14 protein-coding genes and 1 riboswitch are annotated in these 15,161 nt (G+C 55.9%); of the genes, 3 read left to right on the top strand and 11 right to left on the bottom strand.

Annotation, left to right across the window (positions count from 1 at the left end):
- Positions 1–52 precede the first annotated feature (52 nt).
- From CHH28_RS04960 to CHH28_RS04940, 5 genes are all read right to left on the bottom strand, one after another.
- A complete protein-coding gene (locus CHH28_RS04960) occupies positions 53–1,729 on the bottom strand; it encodes a GGDEF domain-containing protein (protein ID WP_094059269.1) in 1,677 nt (558 codons plus the stop codon).
- 74 nt (positions 1,730–1,803) lie between these two features.
- Complete coding sequence (locus tag CHH28_RS04955; protein ID WP_233243750.1) at positions 1,804–2,619, bottom strand: endonuclease/exonuclease/phosphatase family protein; 816 nt, start codon at positions 2,617–2,619, stop codon at positions 1,804–1,806.
- Complete coding sequence (locus CHH28_RS04950; RefSeq protein ID WP_094059268.1) at positions 2,609–3,241, bottom strand: thiol:disulfide interchange protein DsbA/DsbL; 633 nt, start codon at positions 3,239–3,241, stop codon at positions 2,609–2,611. The genes CHH28_RS04955 and CHH28_RS04950 overlap by 11 nt, the downstream gene beginning before the upstream one ends.
- Positions 3,242–3,382: 141 nt before the next feature.
- Complete coding sequence (locus tag CHH28_RS04945; protein ID WP_094059267.1) at positions 3,383–3,982, bottom strand: c-type cytochrome; 600 nt, start codon at positions 3,980–3,982, stop codon at positions 3,383–3,385.
- A complete protein-coding gene (locus CHH28_RS04940; protein WP_199244002.1) occupies positions 3,963–4,319 on the bottom strand; it encodes a c-type cytochrome in 357 nt (118 codons plus the stop codon). Before CHH28_RS04940 ends, CHH28_RS04945 begins: the two co-directional genes overlap by 20 nt.
- Positions 4,320–4,457: 138 nt before the next feature.
- Here CHH28_RS04940 and yihA point away from each other — a divergent pair, with 138 nt between their 5' ends.
- Positions 4,458–5,126 (top strand): ribosome biogenesis GTP-binding protein YihA/YsxC, encoded by a 669-nt coding sequence (yihA, locus tag CHH28_RS04935; RefSeq protein WP_094059266.1) that lies wholly within the window; start codon positions 4,458–4,460, stop codon positions 5,124–5,126.
- A gap of 242 nt (positions 5,127–5,368) precedes the next feature.
- Here the strand turns inward: yihA and polA are convergent, their stop codons facing one another.
- Entirely contained in the window at positions 5,369–8,086 is a 2,718-nt protein-coding gene (gene polA / locus CHH28_RS04930) for a DNA polymerase I (protein WP_094059265.1), read from the bottom strand.
- Positions 8,087–8,185: 99 nt separating this feature from the next.
- Here polA and CHH28_RS04925 point away from each other — a divergent pair, with 99 nt between their 5' ends.
- Together CHH28_RS04925 and CHH28_RS04920 are read left to right on the top strand one after the other, a co-directional pair.
- Positions 8,186–8,455, top strand: coding sequence for a DUF2782 domain-containing protein (locus CHH28_RS04925; protein ID WP_094059264.1), 270 nt, complete (start codon positions 8,186–8,188; stop codon positions 8,453–8,455).
- A gap of 34 nt (positions 8,456–8,489) precedes the next feature.
- Complete coding sequence (locus tag CHH28_RS04920) at positions 8,490–9,446, top strand: homoserine kinase (RefSeq protein WP_094059263.1); 957 nt, start codon at positions 8,490–8,492, stop codon at positions 9,444–9,446.
- Here CHH28_RS04920 and CHH28_RS04915 read toward each other — a convergent pair.
- The 5 genes from CHH28_RS04915 to CHH28_RS04895 all read right to left on the bottom strand — a co-directional run bounded on the left by CHH28_RS04915 (position 9,428) and on the right by CHH28_RS04895 (position 14,959).
- On the bottom strand, positions 9,428–10,249 hold the full coding sequence (locus CHH28_RS04915) for a phosphotransferase (protein WP_094059262.1): 822 nt from the start codon (positions 10,247–10,249) through the stop codon (positions 9,428–9,430). The two genes, CHH28_RS04920 and CHH28_RS04915, sit on opposite strands and share 19 nt — an antisense overlap.
- Entirely contained in the window at positions 10,249–10,884 is a 636-nt protein-coding gene (pnuC, locus tag CHH28_RS04910; RefSeq protein WP_233243749.1) for a nicotinamide riboside transporter PnuC, read from the bottom strand. The genes CHH28_RS04915 and pnuC overlap by 1 nt, the downstream gene beginning before the upstream one ends.
- A 10-nt stretch (positions 10,885–10,894) precedes the next feature.
- Positions 10,895–11,161: a YkoF family thiamine/hydroxymethylpyrimidine-binding protein gene (locus tag CHH28_RS04905; RefSeq protein WP_094059261.1), complete on the bottom strand. Its 267-nt coding sequence runs from the start codon at positions 11,159–11,161 to the stop codon at positions 10,895–10,897.
- Positions 11,162–11,192: 31 nt separating this feature from the next.
- A complete protein-coding gene (locus CHH28_RS04900; protein ID WP_094059260.1) occupies positions 11,193–13,265 on the bottom strand; it encodes a TonB-dependent receptor in 2,073 nt (690 codons plus the stop codon).
- Positions 13,266–13,364: 99 nt separating this feature from the next.
- Positions 13,365–13,466, bottom strand: a riboswitch (TPP riboswitch).
- 35 nt (positions 13,467–13,501) lie between these two features.
- Positions 13,502–14,959 (bottom strand): hypothetical protein, encoded by a 1,458-nt coding sequence (locus CHH28_RS04895; RefSeq protein WP_094059259.1) that lies wholly within the window; start codon positions 14,957–14,959, stop codon positions 13,502–13,504.
- Between the last annotated feature and the right edge of the window lie 202 nt (positions 14,960–15,161).

Genomic DNA, 15,161 nt, shown 5'->3' with positions numbered 1-15,161 from the left:
CGAAACTTTAAAGCAATCTGCACAACGCCGCAACCGATGCTGTCACATGGGTTTAATCCGCTGCCAGCTGGCTGCGGTTTCTGCCCTCGGCTTTGGCCTTGTACAAGGCTTTATCAGCACGATCAAACACGGTTTCCGGGTCTTCCAGTGCATGGAATTCCGCGATACCGAACGACATGGTGATCTGCACCGGCTGCTGCTTAAAGTGGAACGGCGCTTTTTCGATGGTGGTACGCAGCTTCTCCGTGGCCACCATGGCCTCTTCTGCAGTCGTCTCTGGCATAAGCATGACAAATTCTTCACCACCATAACGGGCGATAAAGTCGACATCGCGCAAGTATTTGCGCATCGCTCTGGCCAATAACTGCAGTACTTTATCGCCGGCCAGATGACCGAAGTTATCGTTGATCGATTTGAAATGGTCGACATCACCAATCGCCATCGTCAGCGCACCGCCGTAGCGCGAGCGACGCTTCAGCTCTTGCTCGAGACGCAACCCGTACGCCTCGCGATTCGGTAATCCAGTGAGTACATCGTGAGTAGCGCGGCGCTTTTGCTCTTCGATAACTTTGCGCGCAGCGGAGGCTTCCTTCTCCATTTCAGTAAGGCGGTTCTGCAGCATTTCCAGTTTGGCCGACAGCCGCTGCTCGCGCTCTTGCTCGTCTTCTTGGTACTTTTCCATGGCGCGTACGATCAGGGTGAGATGCTCACGCACACTGGAGCCAAGCTCACCTAAATCGCGCGAGCCGGTCACCACTGAACGAATGTCAGCAATTTGATCACGCACCAAGCCGTCTAGGTCTTCGCGCGCACGCTTGCGCTCTTCCTGGCCGGAATGCGCGTCGGATACCAGCAGCTGAATCGCTCTTAACCGCTCATCCAGGTTGGCCAGAAAGCGTTCGAACTCCTGCTGGCCACTGCCTAAACAGTCGATCAAAAACTCGGCGGTATCTTCTAAAAGGGGAACCAACTCGTACCAGTTGAGGCCTTTACTGAGCCGCCCCTGCAGTTCATTGGCGGAGGTGTTTAAGCGCTCAGGAATGACCAGTTGCGACAGCAAACTCAGCAGCGTTTGCGAGACTTCGTCGGAGATGTGAGAAAAGCCCGGCTCGCCTTCAATCTCAGTCTGCTCGATCGGCTGATCTAATTGAATCGGCTGTGCTTTGTGCTCCGCGGCCTCTGTCTCGGGCGTTTCGGTACTTTGCTGGCGCGGGGAAAACCAGCGCTGCCACCATTTCGACGGCTGCTCATCGTAACCGTCCAAGGTCGCTAAATCGCCGAGGATTTGCATCCACGCTTGCAGCTGATTGATGTAACCGGCCCAGCTTTGCAGCTCCGTCTGCGCGGTTTTGCGCACTTCTCGCACACGCTTTTGCAGCGGTTTTGGCAACGGACAGTCAGCCAATTTGTGCGCGACATCCGACAGCTCGCCCAGCAGCACTTCCGCCCGGGCAGTATTTTGGTCTTCGAACCGTCGCACTGCGCGCTCCAGATCAGACATGGTCTTTTCCATGCCGACCGCACCGGGTTTGAGTGTCTCACGCAGCCTGGCTAACGCGCTGTCGACGCTCGACTCCTGGCCTTCGGCCAATAGAGACACCATCACCAACGCCCGGCGTAACTGATCTTGCTGTTCTTCCGAGTTGTGTTTGAGCTTTTCGTGACTGTCGACCAAGTCCAGATACTTGTCACGCCAGCGCCGCACAGAATCGCCCGCTGCTCCCGCCATAACGCTCCCCTATTGGTTGGCTGCGCCACCATTATAGGTAAAGTCCTGGCCAGTCGACGTGACTGAATACGACTTCAGGGCAACAAAGCGACTTCGGCAGCCACAGGTAAATGATCGGATTGCGGATGATGAATACTGGCGACTTGACGCAGCCACAGGCCATCGCTGACGAGAATATGGTCCAGCCCGCGTTGCGGTCGCCAGCTGGGAAAGGTGGGGCATTTGTCGGGTAGGCGTTGCAAATTTAAGCGTTTCAAAGGACTGTGCTGCAGCAGCACTTCCGCTTCTTGATTCAGGTCGCCCATGATAATCAGGTGCTCGGCGTCTTTAACTTGGCTGACCAGATAGTCGAGCTGCCCAAACTGCGTGCGTTTTCCCAGCGCCAAATGCGTGACGGCTACGGTCACCTTCGCCTGCGGCCACTGTAGCGTAGCCAGCATCAAACCTCGGCCAGGCAGCAACCCCGGCAAGGCGTGCTTTTCCACGGTTTGCAGCGGAGCGCGACACAGCAAACCATTACTGTGCTGTGCCAGCGCGCCCAAGTTGCGGTTCACTTGCTGATACCAGTAGGGAAAATCCGCCAGCTGCGCCAAACATTCCACTTGGTTTTCATGGCGACTGCGCCAGCTGCCGGCATCGGCCTCTTGCAACGCCACCAGATCGAAAGGCTTGAGCAGATCGGCGATATTGGCTAGGGCGTGTTTGCGTTGACGCGAGGGCAGTAGGTGCTGCCAGCTTTTTAGCAGATAGTCGTGATAGCCGCGGGTATGAATACCCACCTGCATATTAAAGGTAAGAAGTTTAAGGCTGGCGTGGCTGGCGGCCGAAGCCGCCAGGAAGTCATCCAGCGAGCAGTGACTGACTGTCGCTGGCAATGCATCAGAGCGCACGGCGCTCCTGGTCAATCAGGTGATCTACTACCTTAATCAAGGCTTCTTGGCTACCCGCCTGACGCGCGGTAACGATGTATTTGCCCTGCACGATCAAAGCAGGAACGCCATCAATTTTGAATGCACGAATACGCTGGTCAGCTTGCTTCATACGGCTTTTCACCGTGAATGAATCGTAGGTTTTGTTGAAATCTTCAGCACTCACACCGGCTTTGGCCATCAGGAATTCACGCTGCTCGGCTTTATCCAGCAGACGCTGGCCACCAACATGCAGCGCTTTAAAGATGTCTTCATGCACCTGATCCAGCACACCCAATGCGTCCGCTACATGGTACAGCTGTGCATGCACCACCCAAGCACGGCCAAACATCGCTGGCACACCGGTGAACTCAACATCATCCGGCAATTGCTTCTTCCACGGCGTCAGCACACTTTCCAAATGGAAGCAGTGCGGGCAGCCATACCAAAATGCTTCTTCAACGTGAATTTTGCCGTTGGCCTGCACCGGCACCGGCTCATCCAGTACTGTGTAGTGTTTACCAGCTTCGAAATCGGCGGCATGTGCGCTCACCGCTACGCTGGCCATCGCTGCCAGCAACCATACTTTGATGCGAGATATCATCCCTTCACTCCAGACTTATCTAATCGGGTTAAGAAAGACGGCATTGTTGCATAAAGGTTCAACAGCGCCCACTGAACTGGCGCAAAGAAACGCAATCATCGGGCACAAAAAAAGCGGCCGAAGCCGCTTCTTTAGGAGGGCTTAACGTAAGCCCTGGATGTACGATGACACCGCTTCGATTTCTTTGTCGTGCATGCGCTGCGCAATGGTGCGCATCATCGCTGCTTGGTCATTGTTGCGCTCGCCAGCACTGAAGTTGTGCAGCTGCAGAGAAGTGTACTGGTCATGCTGACCAGCCAGGCGCGGGAAGCCCGCCAGCTCCAAGCCACTGCCGTCTGCCATGTGGCACGCCTGACACGCAGGCACGCCTTTTTCTTCAATACCAGCGCGGTAAATGCGCTCACCCAGCTCAACCAGCTCGGCTTTCGCACCACCGGCGCTCGGTGCTTGCTTGGTGTAATAGGCCGCCAGATCTGCGATGTTCTGATCGGTCAGATTCATCACGAACGGCTGCATGGTAGGCACCGGGCGCGCGCCGTCACGAATCTCAGTGATCTGTTTGATTAGGTAACGTTCGCCCTGTCCTGCAATTTTCGGAAATGCAGGAGACAGACTATTGCCGTCCGCACCATGGCACGCCGCACAGGTGGCCGACAAAGCTTTACCGGCCTCAGCATCACCAGCGTGCGCTACGGACATCAGTCCGGCCGAAACAATCAGGCTAATCAACAGGTTTTTCATCGTCAGATCCAGGTTGTAAGTGAATTCTTCTGTTATTTCTGGGGGCAGCCATGTAGTTAATCAGCTGCTTGTACTGGTCTGGTGTACAGTCCATGCACAGTCCGCGAGGAGGCATGGCACCCTTACCATTGGTCACACTGGCAACCAGTGTGTCCATACCCAGCGCTAGGCGAGGCTCCCAGGCCGCTTTATCGAACGACTTTGGTGCACCGGCCACCGCCATAGCATGACAAGCCGCACAGGCTTGCTTGTATTTGGCATCCACATCAAAGGCCTGAACGTTGGCACTCAGAGCCGCTGCAGCCATGGCTGCTATCACAGTTAACTTTTTAATCATTGTGAGTCTCTCTCTGCTCGTTTTTCGGTATTAAAAACAGCGTCGCCTCGAACTCAACGCTCTGTGATAGAATAGGAGCGTTTTTAAAAGGCCCGCCATTATAAACATTAACTACCAGACGGTCATTACGTTTACCTCATGCCAAAGACGGATTCATTGATTTATACCAACACTCACTTTGATAAGAGTGCTGCACGCCTGAGCCAATGCCCGACGGATATTGAGCGTGAGGTGGCGTTTGCCGGACGATCCAATGCCGGTAAGTCCAGCGCCCTCAATTGTCTAACCGGCAATAAGAAGCTGGCTCGCACCAGTAAAACCCCGGGGCGCACGCAGTTGATTAACTTCTTTCGCTTGGGTGACTCGCCGCTGGCGCTGGTCGACCTGCCCGGCTATGGCTACGCCAAGGTGCCGGTGGCGAAAAAGAACGAATGGCAAAAAGAGCTTGGTTTCTACCTCGACAAACGCGAACCGCTGGTTGGTTTGGTGTTGTTGATGGACATCCGCCACCCGCTAAAAGAGTTCGACGTCGCCATGCTCGACTGGGCAACACAAGCGAATATGCCAGTGCATGTGCTACTGACCAAGGCCGATAAGCTCAAGCGCGGTCCTGCTCAAGCGGCCTTGCTGCAGGTAAAGAAGGCACTGAAAAGCTACAACACACCAATGACTGCGCAAACCTTTTCCTCACAAAGCGGCGATGGTTTGAAGATACTGCAGCAAACCCTGAACGCTTGGTTGTTGGCGGACAACGACGATAACGACGACGATTTCATCCCGCCCCTGCCCGATCATCTGCTTGATTAAACGCCCACCAAATCTGGCGTCTTACCAATCAGCAAAAACAATCTATTCTAGTCATTACCGGCCACCCATTTAGGGTGGTTGGCTATAGTGACATTGTGACCGTTAGGTCACAGGAAAGCCGTTTTTCTCTCTTGGTTCCATTGAGTTGTTCTCCTTCGGTCTTCCCCAATGATCCGAAGTTGACCCGGTCGCTCCCCCAATGGCGATCGGGTCTTTTTTTGCCTTGCTACTTGGCTTAGCGATCAGTGCGCTTGCTGCCAGTTATCTCCAATACCCGCTTCCACCAGCAATGGTACTTTCAGCTCGGCGGCTTGCTGCATTTGCTGCTTCAGCGCTTGAGCCAGATCCTGCGCTTGCTCGCTCTTCACTTCCAGAATCAGCTCGTCGTGCACCTGCATGATCAGCCGCGCATCAAAGCCGCTGTCGGGCAACCAGGCGCTCACCTGCACCATAGCGCGTTTGATGATGTCGGCCGCGGTGCCCTGCATCGGCGCATTGATGGCGGTGCGCTCGGCGTGTTGGCGACGGCCGACGTTGCGTGAGCGAATGTCGGGTAAGTACAAACGCCGGCCAAATAAGGTTTCCACGTAGCCCTTGTCTTTGGCCTGTTCGCGGGTGTTGTCCATGTACTGGCGCACGCCCGGATAGCGCTCAAAGTAGAGATCAACATATTGCTGCGCTTCGCTGCGACTGATGCCCAACTGCCGCGCCAAGCCAAAGGCCGACATGCCGTAAATCAAACCGAAGTTAATCGCTTTGGCGCTGCGGCGCTGATTGTCGGTCACTTCAATCTCGCTCACGGCAAACACTTCTGCGGCTGTGGCACGGTGAATGTCCCGCCCTTGCGCAAACGCCGTTAGCAGACCGTCATCGCCTGACAAATGCGCCATGATGCGCAGCTCGATCTGGCTGTAGTCGGCCGCCACCAGCTGATAGCCGGACGGCGCCACAAACGCCTGGCGAATGCGCCGGCCTTCTTCCGAGCGAATCGGGATATTCTGCAGATTCGGGTCGCTGGACGACAAACGCCCAGTAGCCGCCACTGCTTGATGATACGAGGTATGCACTCGGTTGCTATCTGCAAACGTCATGCTCGGCAGTTTGTCGGTGTAGGTGCTTTTCAGCTTGGCCAGCCCACGATGTTCCATAATCAGACGCGGCAGCTCGTACTCTTCGGCCAACTGGGCCAGCACTTCTTCTGCGGTTGAGGGCGCACCCTTAGGCGTCTTTTTCACCACCGGCAGGTTTTGTTTTTCAAACAAAATGGTACCCAGCTGCTTAGGTGAACTGAGGTTAAACACTTCCCCCGCTTCGTTGTGCGCTTGCTGCTCTAACTCGGCCAAGCGCTGTTCGATGTGCTGGCTTTGTTGCAACAACAGGTCAGGATCAATCAGTGCACCGGTTTCTTCCATCGCGCATAGCACTGGCATCACAGGCATTTCGATGTCTTCAAACACACTTTTGAGCGCGCTTTGCTGCTGCAGCTTGGACCACAATAACTGATGCAAGCGCAAGGTGATGTCGGCGTCTTCGGCGGCGTATGGGCCGGCTTGCTCAATCTCGACCTGGTTGAAGGTTTTCTGTTTCGCGCCCTTGCCGGCGACGTCCTCAAAGCTGATACATTTATGGCCCAGATACTTAAGCGCCAGACTGTCCATATCGTGGCGGGTCGCGACCGAGTCCAGCACGTAAGACTCCAACTGCGTGTCGAAGGCCACGCCGCGCAAGGTGATGCCATGGTTGGCCAACACGTGCATGTCGTACTTCATGTGCTGACCCACTTTTTTGCAATCAGCGTCTTCTAACAACGGCTTGAGCTGTGCCAGCACCTGCTCTCGGTCCAGTTGTTCGGGAGCGCCGTCGTAATCGTGTGCCAATGGCACGTAGGCCGCCTTGCCGGGCTCAACCGCAAAAGAGACACCCACAATGCTCGCTTGTTTGTAATTCAGCGACGTGGTTTCGGTATCAAAGGCAAACAGCTCACTGTCGCGCAACCGCTCTAGCCAGGCGTCCAACTGCGATTGCTCAAAGACAATCTCATAATCGGTATCGATGGCCTCTGGCGTTGGTTCGTCTGCCTCAACGGCACTGGTATCGCTCAGTTCGGCAATCCAGGCTTTAAACTCCAGCTGCTTAAACCAATCCAACAGAGTGTCGGTATCCGGCGCATCGGAGCGCAGCTCTAACAGGCCATGCTCGAGTGCCACATCACATTTGATGGTGGCCAGTTCCTTGGACAGGAAGGCTTGCTCTTTGTGCTCTTCCAACTTTGGAGCCAGAGTTTTGGCACCGCGGAAATCGAGGGTTTTGACCTCATCCAAACGCTCATATACGGACTCCAGGCTGCCTAAACCGGCTATCAAACCAACGGCGGTTTTTTCACCGACTTTAGGAACACCGGGAATGTTGTCGACCTTGTCGCCCATCAGGGCCAGATAATCGACAATGTGCTCGGGCGGAATGCCAAACTTTTGCTGCACGCCGTCGACGTCCATAAAGGTATCGGTCATGGTGTTGATCAGCGACACATGAGCATTCACCAGCTGTGCCATGTCTTTATCACCGGTTGAGATCACCACATCCTGTTGGTGCTGCAGCGCCTGCTGTGCCAAGGTACCGATGACATCATCAGCCTCAACACCTTCTACCATCAACAACGGCAGTCCCATGGCGCGGATAATGGCGTGGATGGGCTCGATTTGCTCGCGCAGCTCTTCTGGCATCGGCGGCCGGTGGGCCTTGTATTCCGGGTAAATATCGCTGCGGAAGGTTTTGCCTTTGGCATCAAACACCACCACCAGTTGTGACCCCGGATAGTCTTTCTGCAGACGCTTGATCATGCTGATCACGCCTTTTACAGCGTTGGTGTGCAGGCCTTTGGAGTTGGTCAGCAGCGGGATGGCATGAAAGGCACGAAACAGGTACGAAGAGCCATCAACAAGAATCACAGGGTGTGACATGGAGCGTTAGTCCTTGCGGCGAAAACTGGGGTTAAGCGGCGTTACGTCGTACAATGCTTGGAAAGTACCAAGTCCGCTAAGTATGAGGCGCAGTCTATCATGAAGCACTTTATTCGTCTGATTACCCTGGCTGCGCTGCTGCCATTGACAGCGGTCGCTGACCCCACCGACGAAACCGTTGTTATTCGCCACGATGGCGACCAAACCTTTTACGAATTTCGCGTCAACGGCGAGATCACTGAAATTAAGGTAGTGCCCAAGGTTGGTAAGCCTTATTACCTGGTACCCGACCAGACGGTAGACGGCGATTTCGTGCGCCGTGATAACCCAGAAATCGTTGTCCCTAAGTGGGTTATCTTCCGCTGGTAATGCCAGCTTGTTGTAGTCGTCATTGAGAGACGTTATGTCGGTTTATACCACCCTTTCTCAAGCAGACATGGAAGCCCTGCTGGCACAGTTCGACTTGGGTGAGCTGCTGTCGTTTAAAGGCATTGAAGCCGGAATCGAAAACACCAACTATTTTGTCACCAGCCAACAGCAAGCCTGCGTGCTGACGGTGTTCGAGCATCATCAAAGCGATGAAGTGCGTGAGTTCGTGCGCTTTGCGTTGCACTTAGGCAGCAAAGGCCTGCTGGTGCCGGCGCCAATCGCCGACCGCCAAGGCCAGTGGCTGCATACGGTGCACGGCAAACCCGCCATTTTGTGTCCACTGTTGCAGGGGCATCACATCAGTGCACCGGGCGACGATCATTGCTACGCCATTGGTGCTGCACTGGCCAACCTGCATTTGGCGGCGGCGGATTTGGCACAAGAACGCACCGATCCCCGCGGCTTCGACTGGTGGCAGTCCATGCATGCCTCCCTCGGTCAGTCGTTGAGTAGCGACGAGCAAAACCTATTGGCAGACGAAGTGGCACATCAGCGACAACAACGGGCGCAATGGCACGAGCTGCCACAGGGCTGGATTCACAGCGACCTGTTCCACGACAACGCTTTGTTTGTCGATAATGAGCAGGGGGCAGAAGTCGGTGCCATTCTGGATTTGTATAACGCCTGTCAGGGGCCGTGGTTGTATGATCTGGCGATTGTTGCCAACGACTGGTGCTGCGCTGCCAATGGTCAATGGCACGATGGTTTGGTCGAGGCGTTAAAAGCCGGGTATCAGTCGGTACGTCCGTTTACCGATGCCGAACAAGCGGGCTGGTCGTTGGTGTTGCGCGCCGCTGCGCTGCGTTTCTGGTTAAGCCGATTGCTGACTCAACAGCTGCAACAACAGCAAGGTGGCGAGATGGCGCTGCAAAAAGACCCGGCCGAGTATCGCGACAAATTGCTGCTCAGACGTCAGTCTAACAACGCCTGAACCCCCAGCAGATACGCTTCTAGCTGCGTTTGCCCCCAAATGCCCTGTGCGCAATACCACAGGGCAGCGATGTACTGCAGCTGCGCCAAGGCAAAGAACCACACGTCATCCGGTTGGCGGCCATAGGCCTGCAGCAGCTGCGCTTGTTGCTGCTGGTCCAGACCAGCATCTTGCACCAGTGCAGCCAGGTCCCAGTCCGGATGCCCCCAACCGGCGTATTCCCAGTCCAATAACTGCCAGCGATCATCGACCCGCAACCAGTTGCCTAACGTTGGGTCCATATGGCATACGCAGCGCTGCTCTGACGGCCAGCCTTGCAGCTGTCGCCGCAGTTCTGCCACTAACGCGTGCAAGCGCGGCAGAGGCTGACGCTGGCGGCAAATCCGCCGCCAATACAAATCACCGCGGGCAATCAGGTCGACATCATCAAGCTGCTCGACCTTGAGTTGATGCACCCGATGCAGCAGCAACGCCATTTGCTCCAACACATTGGCGTCTAACTGCTGTGGCTGCAGCAGCCATCCTTGTACATAGTCACGAATCCAATAGCGACCATCGCGGCTGCGAAACTTCACTTCAGGCACCAGCCCAGCGTCGGCCGCCGCTTGATGAATGCGATACTCGACGTCGCGATCAATTCCCAGCTGTTCGCTGTTGCCCGCTTCCAAACGCAGCACATAGCGCTGCGGCGGCATATCCAGCAAAAAACACTGATTGGTAAGCCCACCGGGCAGCGCCTGAGCGCCTTGCGGGGGTTGATTGCTGAGCTGCCACTGCGGCCATTGTTGCAATACCGTCAGCATCAGGCGGCAGCCACCGCGCCAGCGTGGTGTTGCGACTGCTGATAATCGCGTCGCCACATCAGCCAACCAAGCACCGCCAGCACCAGATACACCGACATCAGTAGCGCCGTCAGATACAGCTCTCGATCGATGTAGAGCACAATGGCGCAGCTGTTAAACACCTGCCAATAGAGCCAGTTTTCCAATACCTTGCGCGCCACCATATAGGTGGTAATCACGCTCCCCCAAGTAGTGAAGGAGTCCAGATACGGCATCGCCGCTTGGGTATTGTTATCCAATAGATAACCGCTCACCGCAGTCAGCATCAGCACCAACAGCACCACCACCAAATGCCGCGGCCAGCGCCAGCTGACGACCGGTCGGGTCGCTTGCTGCTCAGTGGCACCGCTGCGCCACACCCACCAGCCGTAAATCGCCATGATCAGGTAATAAACGTTCAGTGCCGACTCCATCACCAGGCTGACGTCCCAAAACAGCCAGCTGAAAATGGCGGTACTGCCGAAAGCGGCGTACCAGCACCAGTTGCTTTGGCGCATGGCTAACACCAGATAGGCAATGCCCAGCGCCACAGCGACCACTTCCCACGGGCTCATGGCAGCGAAACTGGCTAAAATATTGGCGTAAATACTGTCCACCCAAAGCTCCTTAACCGTGTGGTTTTAATGCGGGGTCGAGATTGGTACCGATAAACTTGCACACGAAGATCGATTTACCAAACTCATCCCAACTGCGCTGCAGCTCCACCTTGAGCGTATCCATCACCAGCTCGTAATCACCGAACACTTGTGTGCTCATGGTATTAGTCACCAGGGTCAGGCCGTCGACCGCTTGCAAGCGGTCAATAAAGGCCTTGATGGCGGGAATGTAATCATCTGCCAACGGATACTTGCTGATTTCCACCGATATTTGCATCGCCTTGCACCTTTAGAAATGGCTTACACCTTTAGAACTGGTATTTCGCTTCCAGCGTGAGCAGTCGTGGCTGCCCCAACTGAACATAGCGGCTGCTGGCATATCCATCACGCGGGTCGTTGCCAAAACCACCAAATCCGCGTGTTTCCACCTCGGCATTCGTCAGGTTACGACCAGCCAGTGCCAGCTGCAGCTGCTGCCATTGGTACGCCAAGCGCGCGTGCCACAAGACGTAGGCTTGTGAGCGTTCGTCGTGAGAATCCGAAAAGTAAAACTGATCCTTGGCTTCACTTTCCAGCAGCACCGACCAGGCGGCGTTGACACGATAGTTGACGGCGGCGGCGAGTGAGTACTCTGGCGCATGTGCCTGTGCACGGCCATCTTTGCTGAACTCGCCATCTTCAGTCTGGTAGTTGTAATCGACAAACTCGCTGTGCAAATAGCCTGCGCTCAATGCTAGGTCCCATTGCTCATGTGCGCGCCAGTTGGCTTCCAGCTCTAGCCCTTGGTTGCGGCCTTCGGCAGCGTTGGCGAGGTAATCTTGGAAGGTCAGCGAGTTGTCGTCATTTTGAATGGCATACGAGCTTTTCACTTGCTGCTCTGAGCGCTGAATGTAAAACGCCGCAACTCGGGTGGTCAGCGTGTCGTGCAGCAGACTCGATTTAATACCCACTTCCGTGGTCAGATTCACCTCGGTATCAAAGGTGCGATTGGTGGCGCTGATGTCTGGATCAGTGTTCACACCACCCGCTTTGTAACCACGCGCTAGCGACACATAACCCAGATGCTGCGCCGACAACAGCGCATCCAGTGTGACTTTGCCGCCCCACAAGGTTTCCGTATCGTCTGCGGCAACGCCGTTGCTGTCGTCAAAATCGTTGCGCCAGCGCTCACCGCGCAGCCCCCAGGTCAGACTGACGGTGGGCGAAAAGACGGTATTCGCTTCGGCGTACAAGGACGTCGAGCTGACCTGCAAGTCGCTGTTGTAAGGGCCGTCGCTGTAGGTGTAATTGCGTTGCAGCGACTCGTCGCGCTGCAGCACATAAGCGCCCACCACCCAATCGGTGCTATCGGCAAACAGGCGACCATCAGCCGCCGACAACAGCCGCACATCGGCACTCACACGGTCGTAGTCGCGTAGGTACTCATCGAAGGAGTTGTAGCCATCGGGGTGAATGCCGGCAAATGCCCAGTCTTCGTCGTAGCTGTATTCGCTGTCACTGGTGCTGGCGCTGACCAAAGTTTCTAAGCGCACGGCGCTATTGAGCTGGCGGTTGTACGCCAGTGCCAACGCTTGGCTTTGCTGAGCATCGGTGCCCGGCTGGTCCGACAGCGTGGTGCGATCATTGTCGTAGTTAAATGCGTCGTAACCGTTGTTGATGTCGGCATAGAGGTACGACAACCGCAGCTCACTGGCGGCATCAGGCTGCGCCAGCAGTTTCAGGCGCAGGTGTTTTTCGCTGACGTCCTGGGTGTCGTCACGGTCGAGAAAGTCGTTTTCGGTGTAACCGTCAGAGACCAAGGTACGCGCCGCCAGCCGCGCCCGGGTTGTGTCTGTCAGGCGACCGCCAACAGCGCCCTCTAGAGATTGGCTGGCGTGATTGCCCACACTGGCCTTCAGATAGCCATCGCGCTGCATGCCCGGGTCGACGGTGGTGATGTTAATCAAACCAGCGAGCGCATTGGCGCCAAAGCGTGTGCCTTGCGGGCCGCGCAGCACTTCCACTTGAGCAACGTCGAGCAAGCTGGCAGCCGTCCCCAAACCTGTCATGTCGATGCCGTCAATCAACAACCCCACCGAGGGGTTAACTGGATCAACAAACTGACTGCGCTCGCCGATGCCGCGAATCTGGAAAAAACGTCCGCGCGATGCACCAGCGGCAAAGTTCACATTGGGCGCCAACGCCAACACAGATTCCAGGTGCTGCGCCGAGCGCTGCTCAATTTGCTGGCCGGATACGACCGTGACCGCCTCGGGAATTTGTTGCACATCGCTTTGGCGAAAATCGGCATTGACCTTAACCGGCTGCAACGCGACATCGTCTGCTTGTGCGCAAAGCGCCAGAGCGGCGATGGCGAAGGCCAGGGGCGTACGTGTAAACATGAAAGGATTCCTTCTGCTGCTCACCTAGCAATGAGCGACTGAACAAAGAAATCCGGTTGAGCGTAGAGCCAGCAGAACGTCTGGCTGAGCAGGAAAAGCGGCCACGCCGCACCCCATTCCTACGCCGGTATTAACCGGATCAGGTTCCAGGGTTTACTGCCAATGCAGCATCTCAGGCTAACGCCACCCCTTGGGTACGCCTATTGTACGTGTTGTATAAGGTCGGTTGGAAGGGCTTACTGAGAGCTATTCTGCCGCGCTATGGCAGCTTTGGGTTGCTGCACCACCAGCCCGCCCAGCAGCTCATCCACCAGTTCACCATCGAGTACACTTCCCGGCTGGTATTGGCGAGTAACCAGCTCAGTGAGTTCATAAAAGCGTGCCTGATGGTCGCCACGCTGTTCATCCGCGACCAGCCTATCTGCCAGATAAGTTTGTTCGCGCTGTTGCCATTGATAGTCATCCCAACGCTGCAAGCGCTGCAATTGACCTTGCTGATAGTCGGCCTCAACGATGCGCTCACTGCGCTGCGACAAGGTCACATAGCGATAGCTCTGACTGCCAAAGTCTGGCTCGTCAAACCCCTTCACCGGCAGATAATAACTGGCGTCTAGCTGGTAGAGCTGGGTTTGGCGCAGCTGCAGGTTTAAACCTTGCGAATGCACCTCGGTGTGCTGTTGCAGCTGCAGTTGGGTGGAGACTTTTTCATGGCGCTTGCTGGGGTCTGGATTTGGCCGCTCAATCGGTGACTGATAGTGCAGAGAAAAATCCGCCACACCGGTCATCAAGGTTTGTGCGGCCCCGGTCATCGCCACAATTGAGCGGTCCTGATTCGCCGCAGCGGAGGGCTGCTGCAGCATTGCCAACGCCGCTGCCACCATGTCACGCACCGCATCGTTCACCTTGCCATCGCTCAGGCCGGATTCGATGAGCTGTAAATACTGCTGCAAGCTGTTGGCGGCCTGCTCACGATTGAGCGCACTGCCCCAGCCAGCTGTGGCAACGGTTAAATCCAGCTGATGGCCGTTCCAGTCTAGCTTGAGCTGGCGCTGTTGATCGTCTTGCTGGAATGCCAACTGCAGCGTCTGACCGCTGTCGTTTCTGAACTGGATACGTAACGACGCTAGTTGTGACCATTGCGCCAGGTCCAATGCGCTTAGATCAAAATTTCCGTTTTCCAACTCACTCGCCAGGCCATCGATGCGCTGCATCAATTCACTGAGCTGCTTCTGTTCCGCCTCACTCAGCGGCGCTGAAATGTCACTGTCCAAGGACGCACGCTGCACCATCATGCCCTGTGGTTGGCCGTTAACCTCGGCCTCGACCACTCCGCTTTGCTGGCGCCACTGCAGTGATACCTGGCGCCCGGAGCGCAAAGTCAGGTGAATATCCAGCGCTTGCTGCTCGGTGCGCAGCAGCCACTTAGTCGGTTCTATTTGCTCTTGTTTTGTCGGCAGCAGAGACGAATATTGATAGCGGCTGATGTCACTGACCTGGTGGCCGACGCTTTTCATTGCACCGCGCCAAGCATCGTTAAAACTGGGCAGGCGGCTAAGGTCGGAGCGCAGTGCAATACCGTCGTTGTCTTGTTGCTGCCACTGCACAATGATCCGTGGCGACTGCAGTAGCGGCAGTGCTTGAACGTCCGCAGGCTTAGGCTGCTGCCGAGCCGTCGGCGCTGTTTGTATGTGCATAGGCGCCTGCTGCTGTGCTGGCTGTGGGAGTTGCGGGGATTGTGGCGAAACCGCCGTTGATGCAAGAGGCTGGGGCCCAAGGGGTTGTAATGTGAGAGGCTGTGTCGTCGTGGGCCGCCACTGCGTAAACGGCGTGCTGGCAAGTTTCATCCCTGTGTCCTTTCATTCATGCGGCTAAGAAAGATAACGGCAGGCCCGGGGC

Source organism: Bacterioplanes sanyensis (assembly GCF_002237535.1).
Lineage (GTDB): Bacteria > Pseudomonadota > Gammaproteobacteria > Pseudomonadales > Oceanobacteraceae > Bacterioplanes > Bacterioplanes sanyensis_A.
Note: the sequence above shows the minus strand (reverse complement) of the source record. Positions and strands in the feature narration are given on the sequence as shown.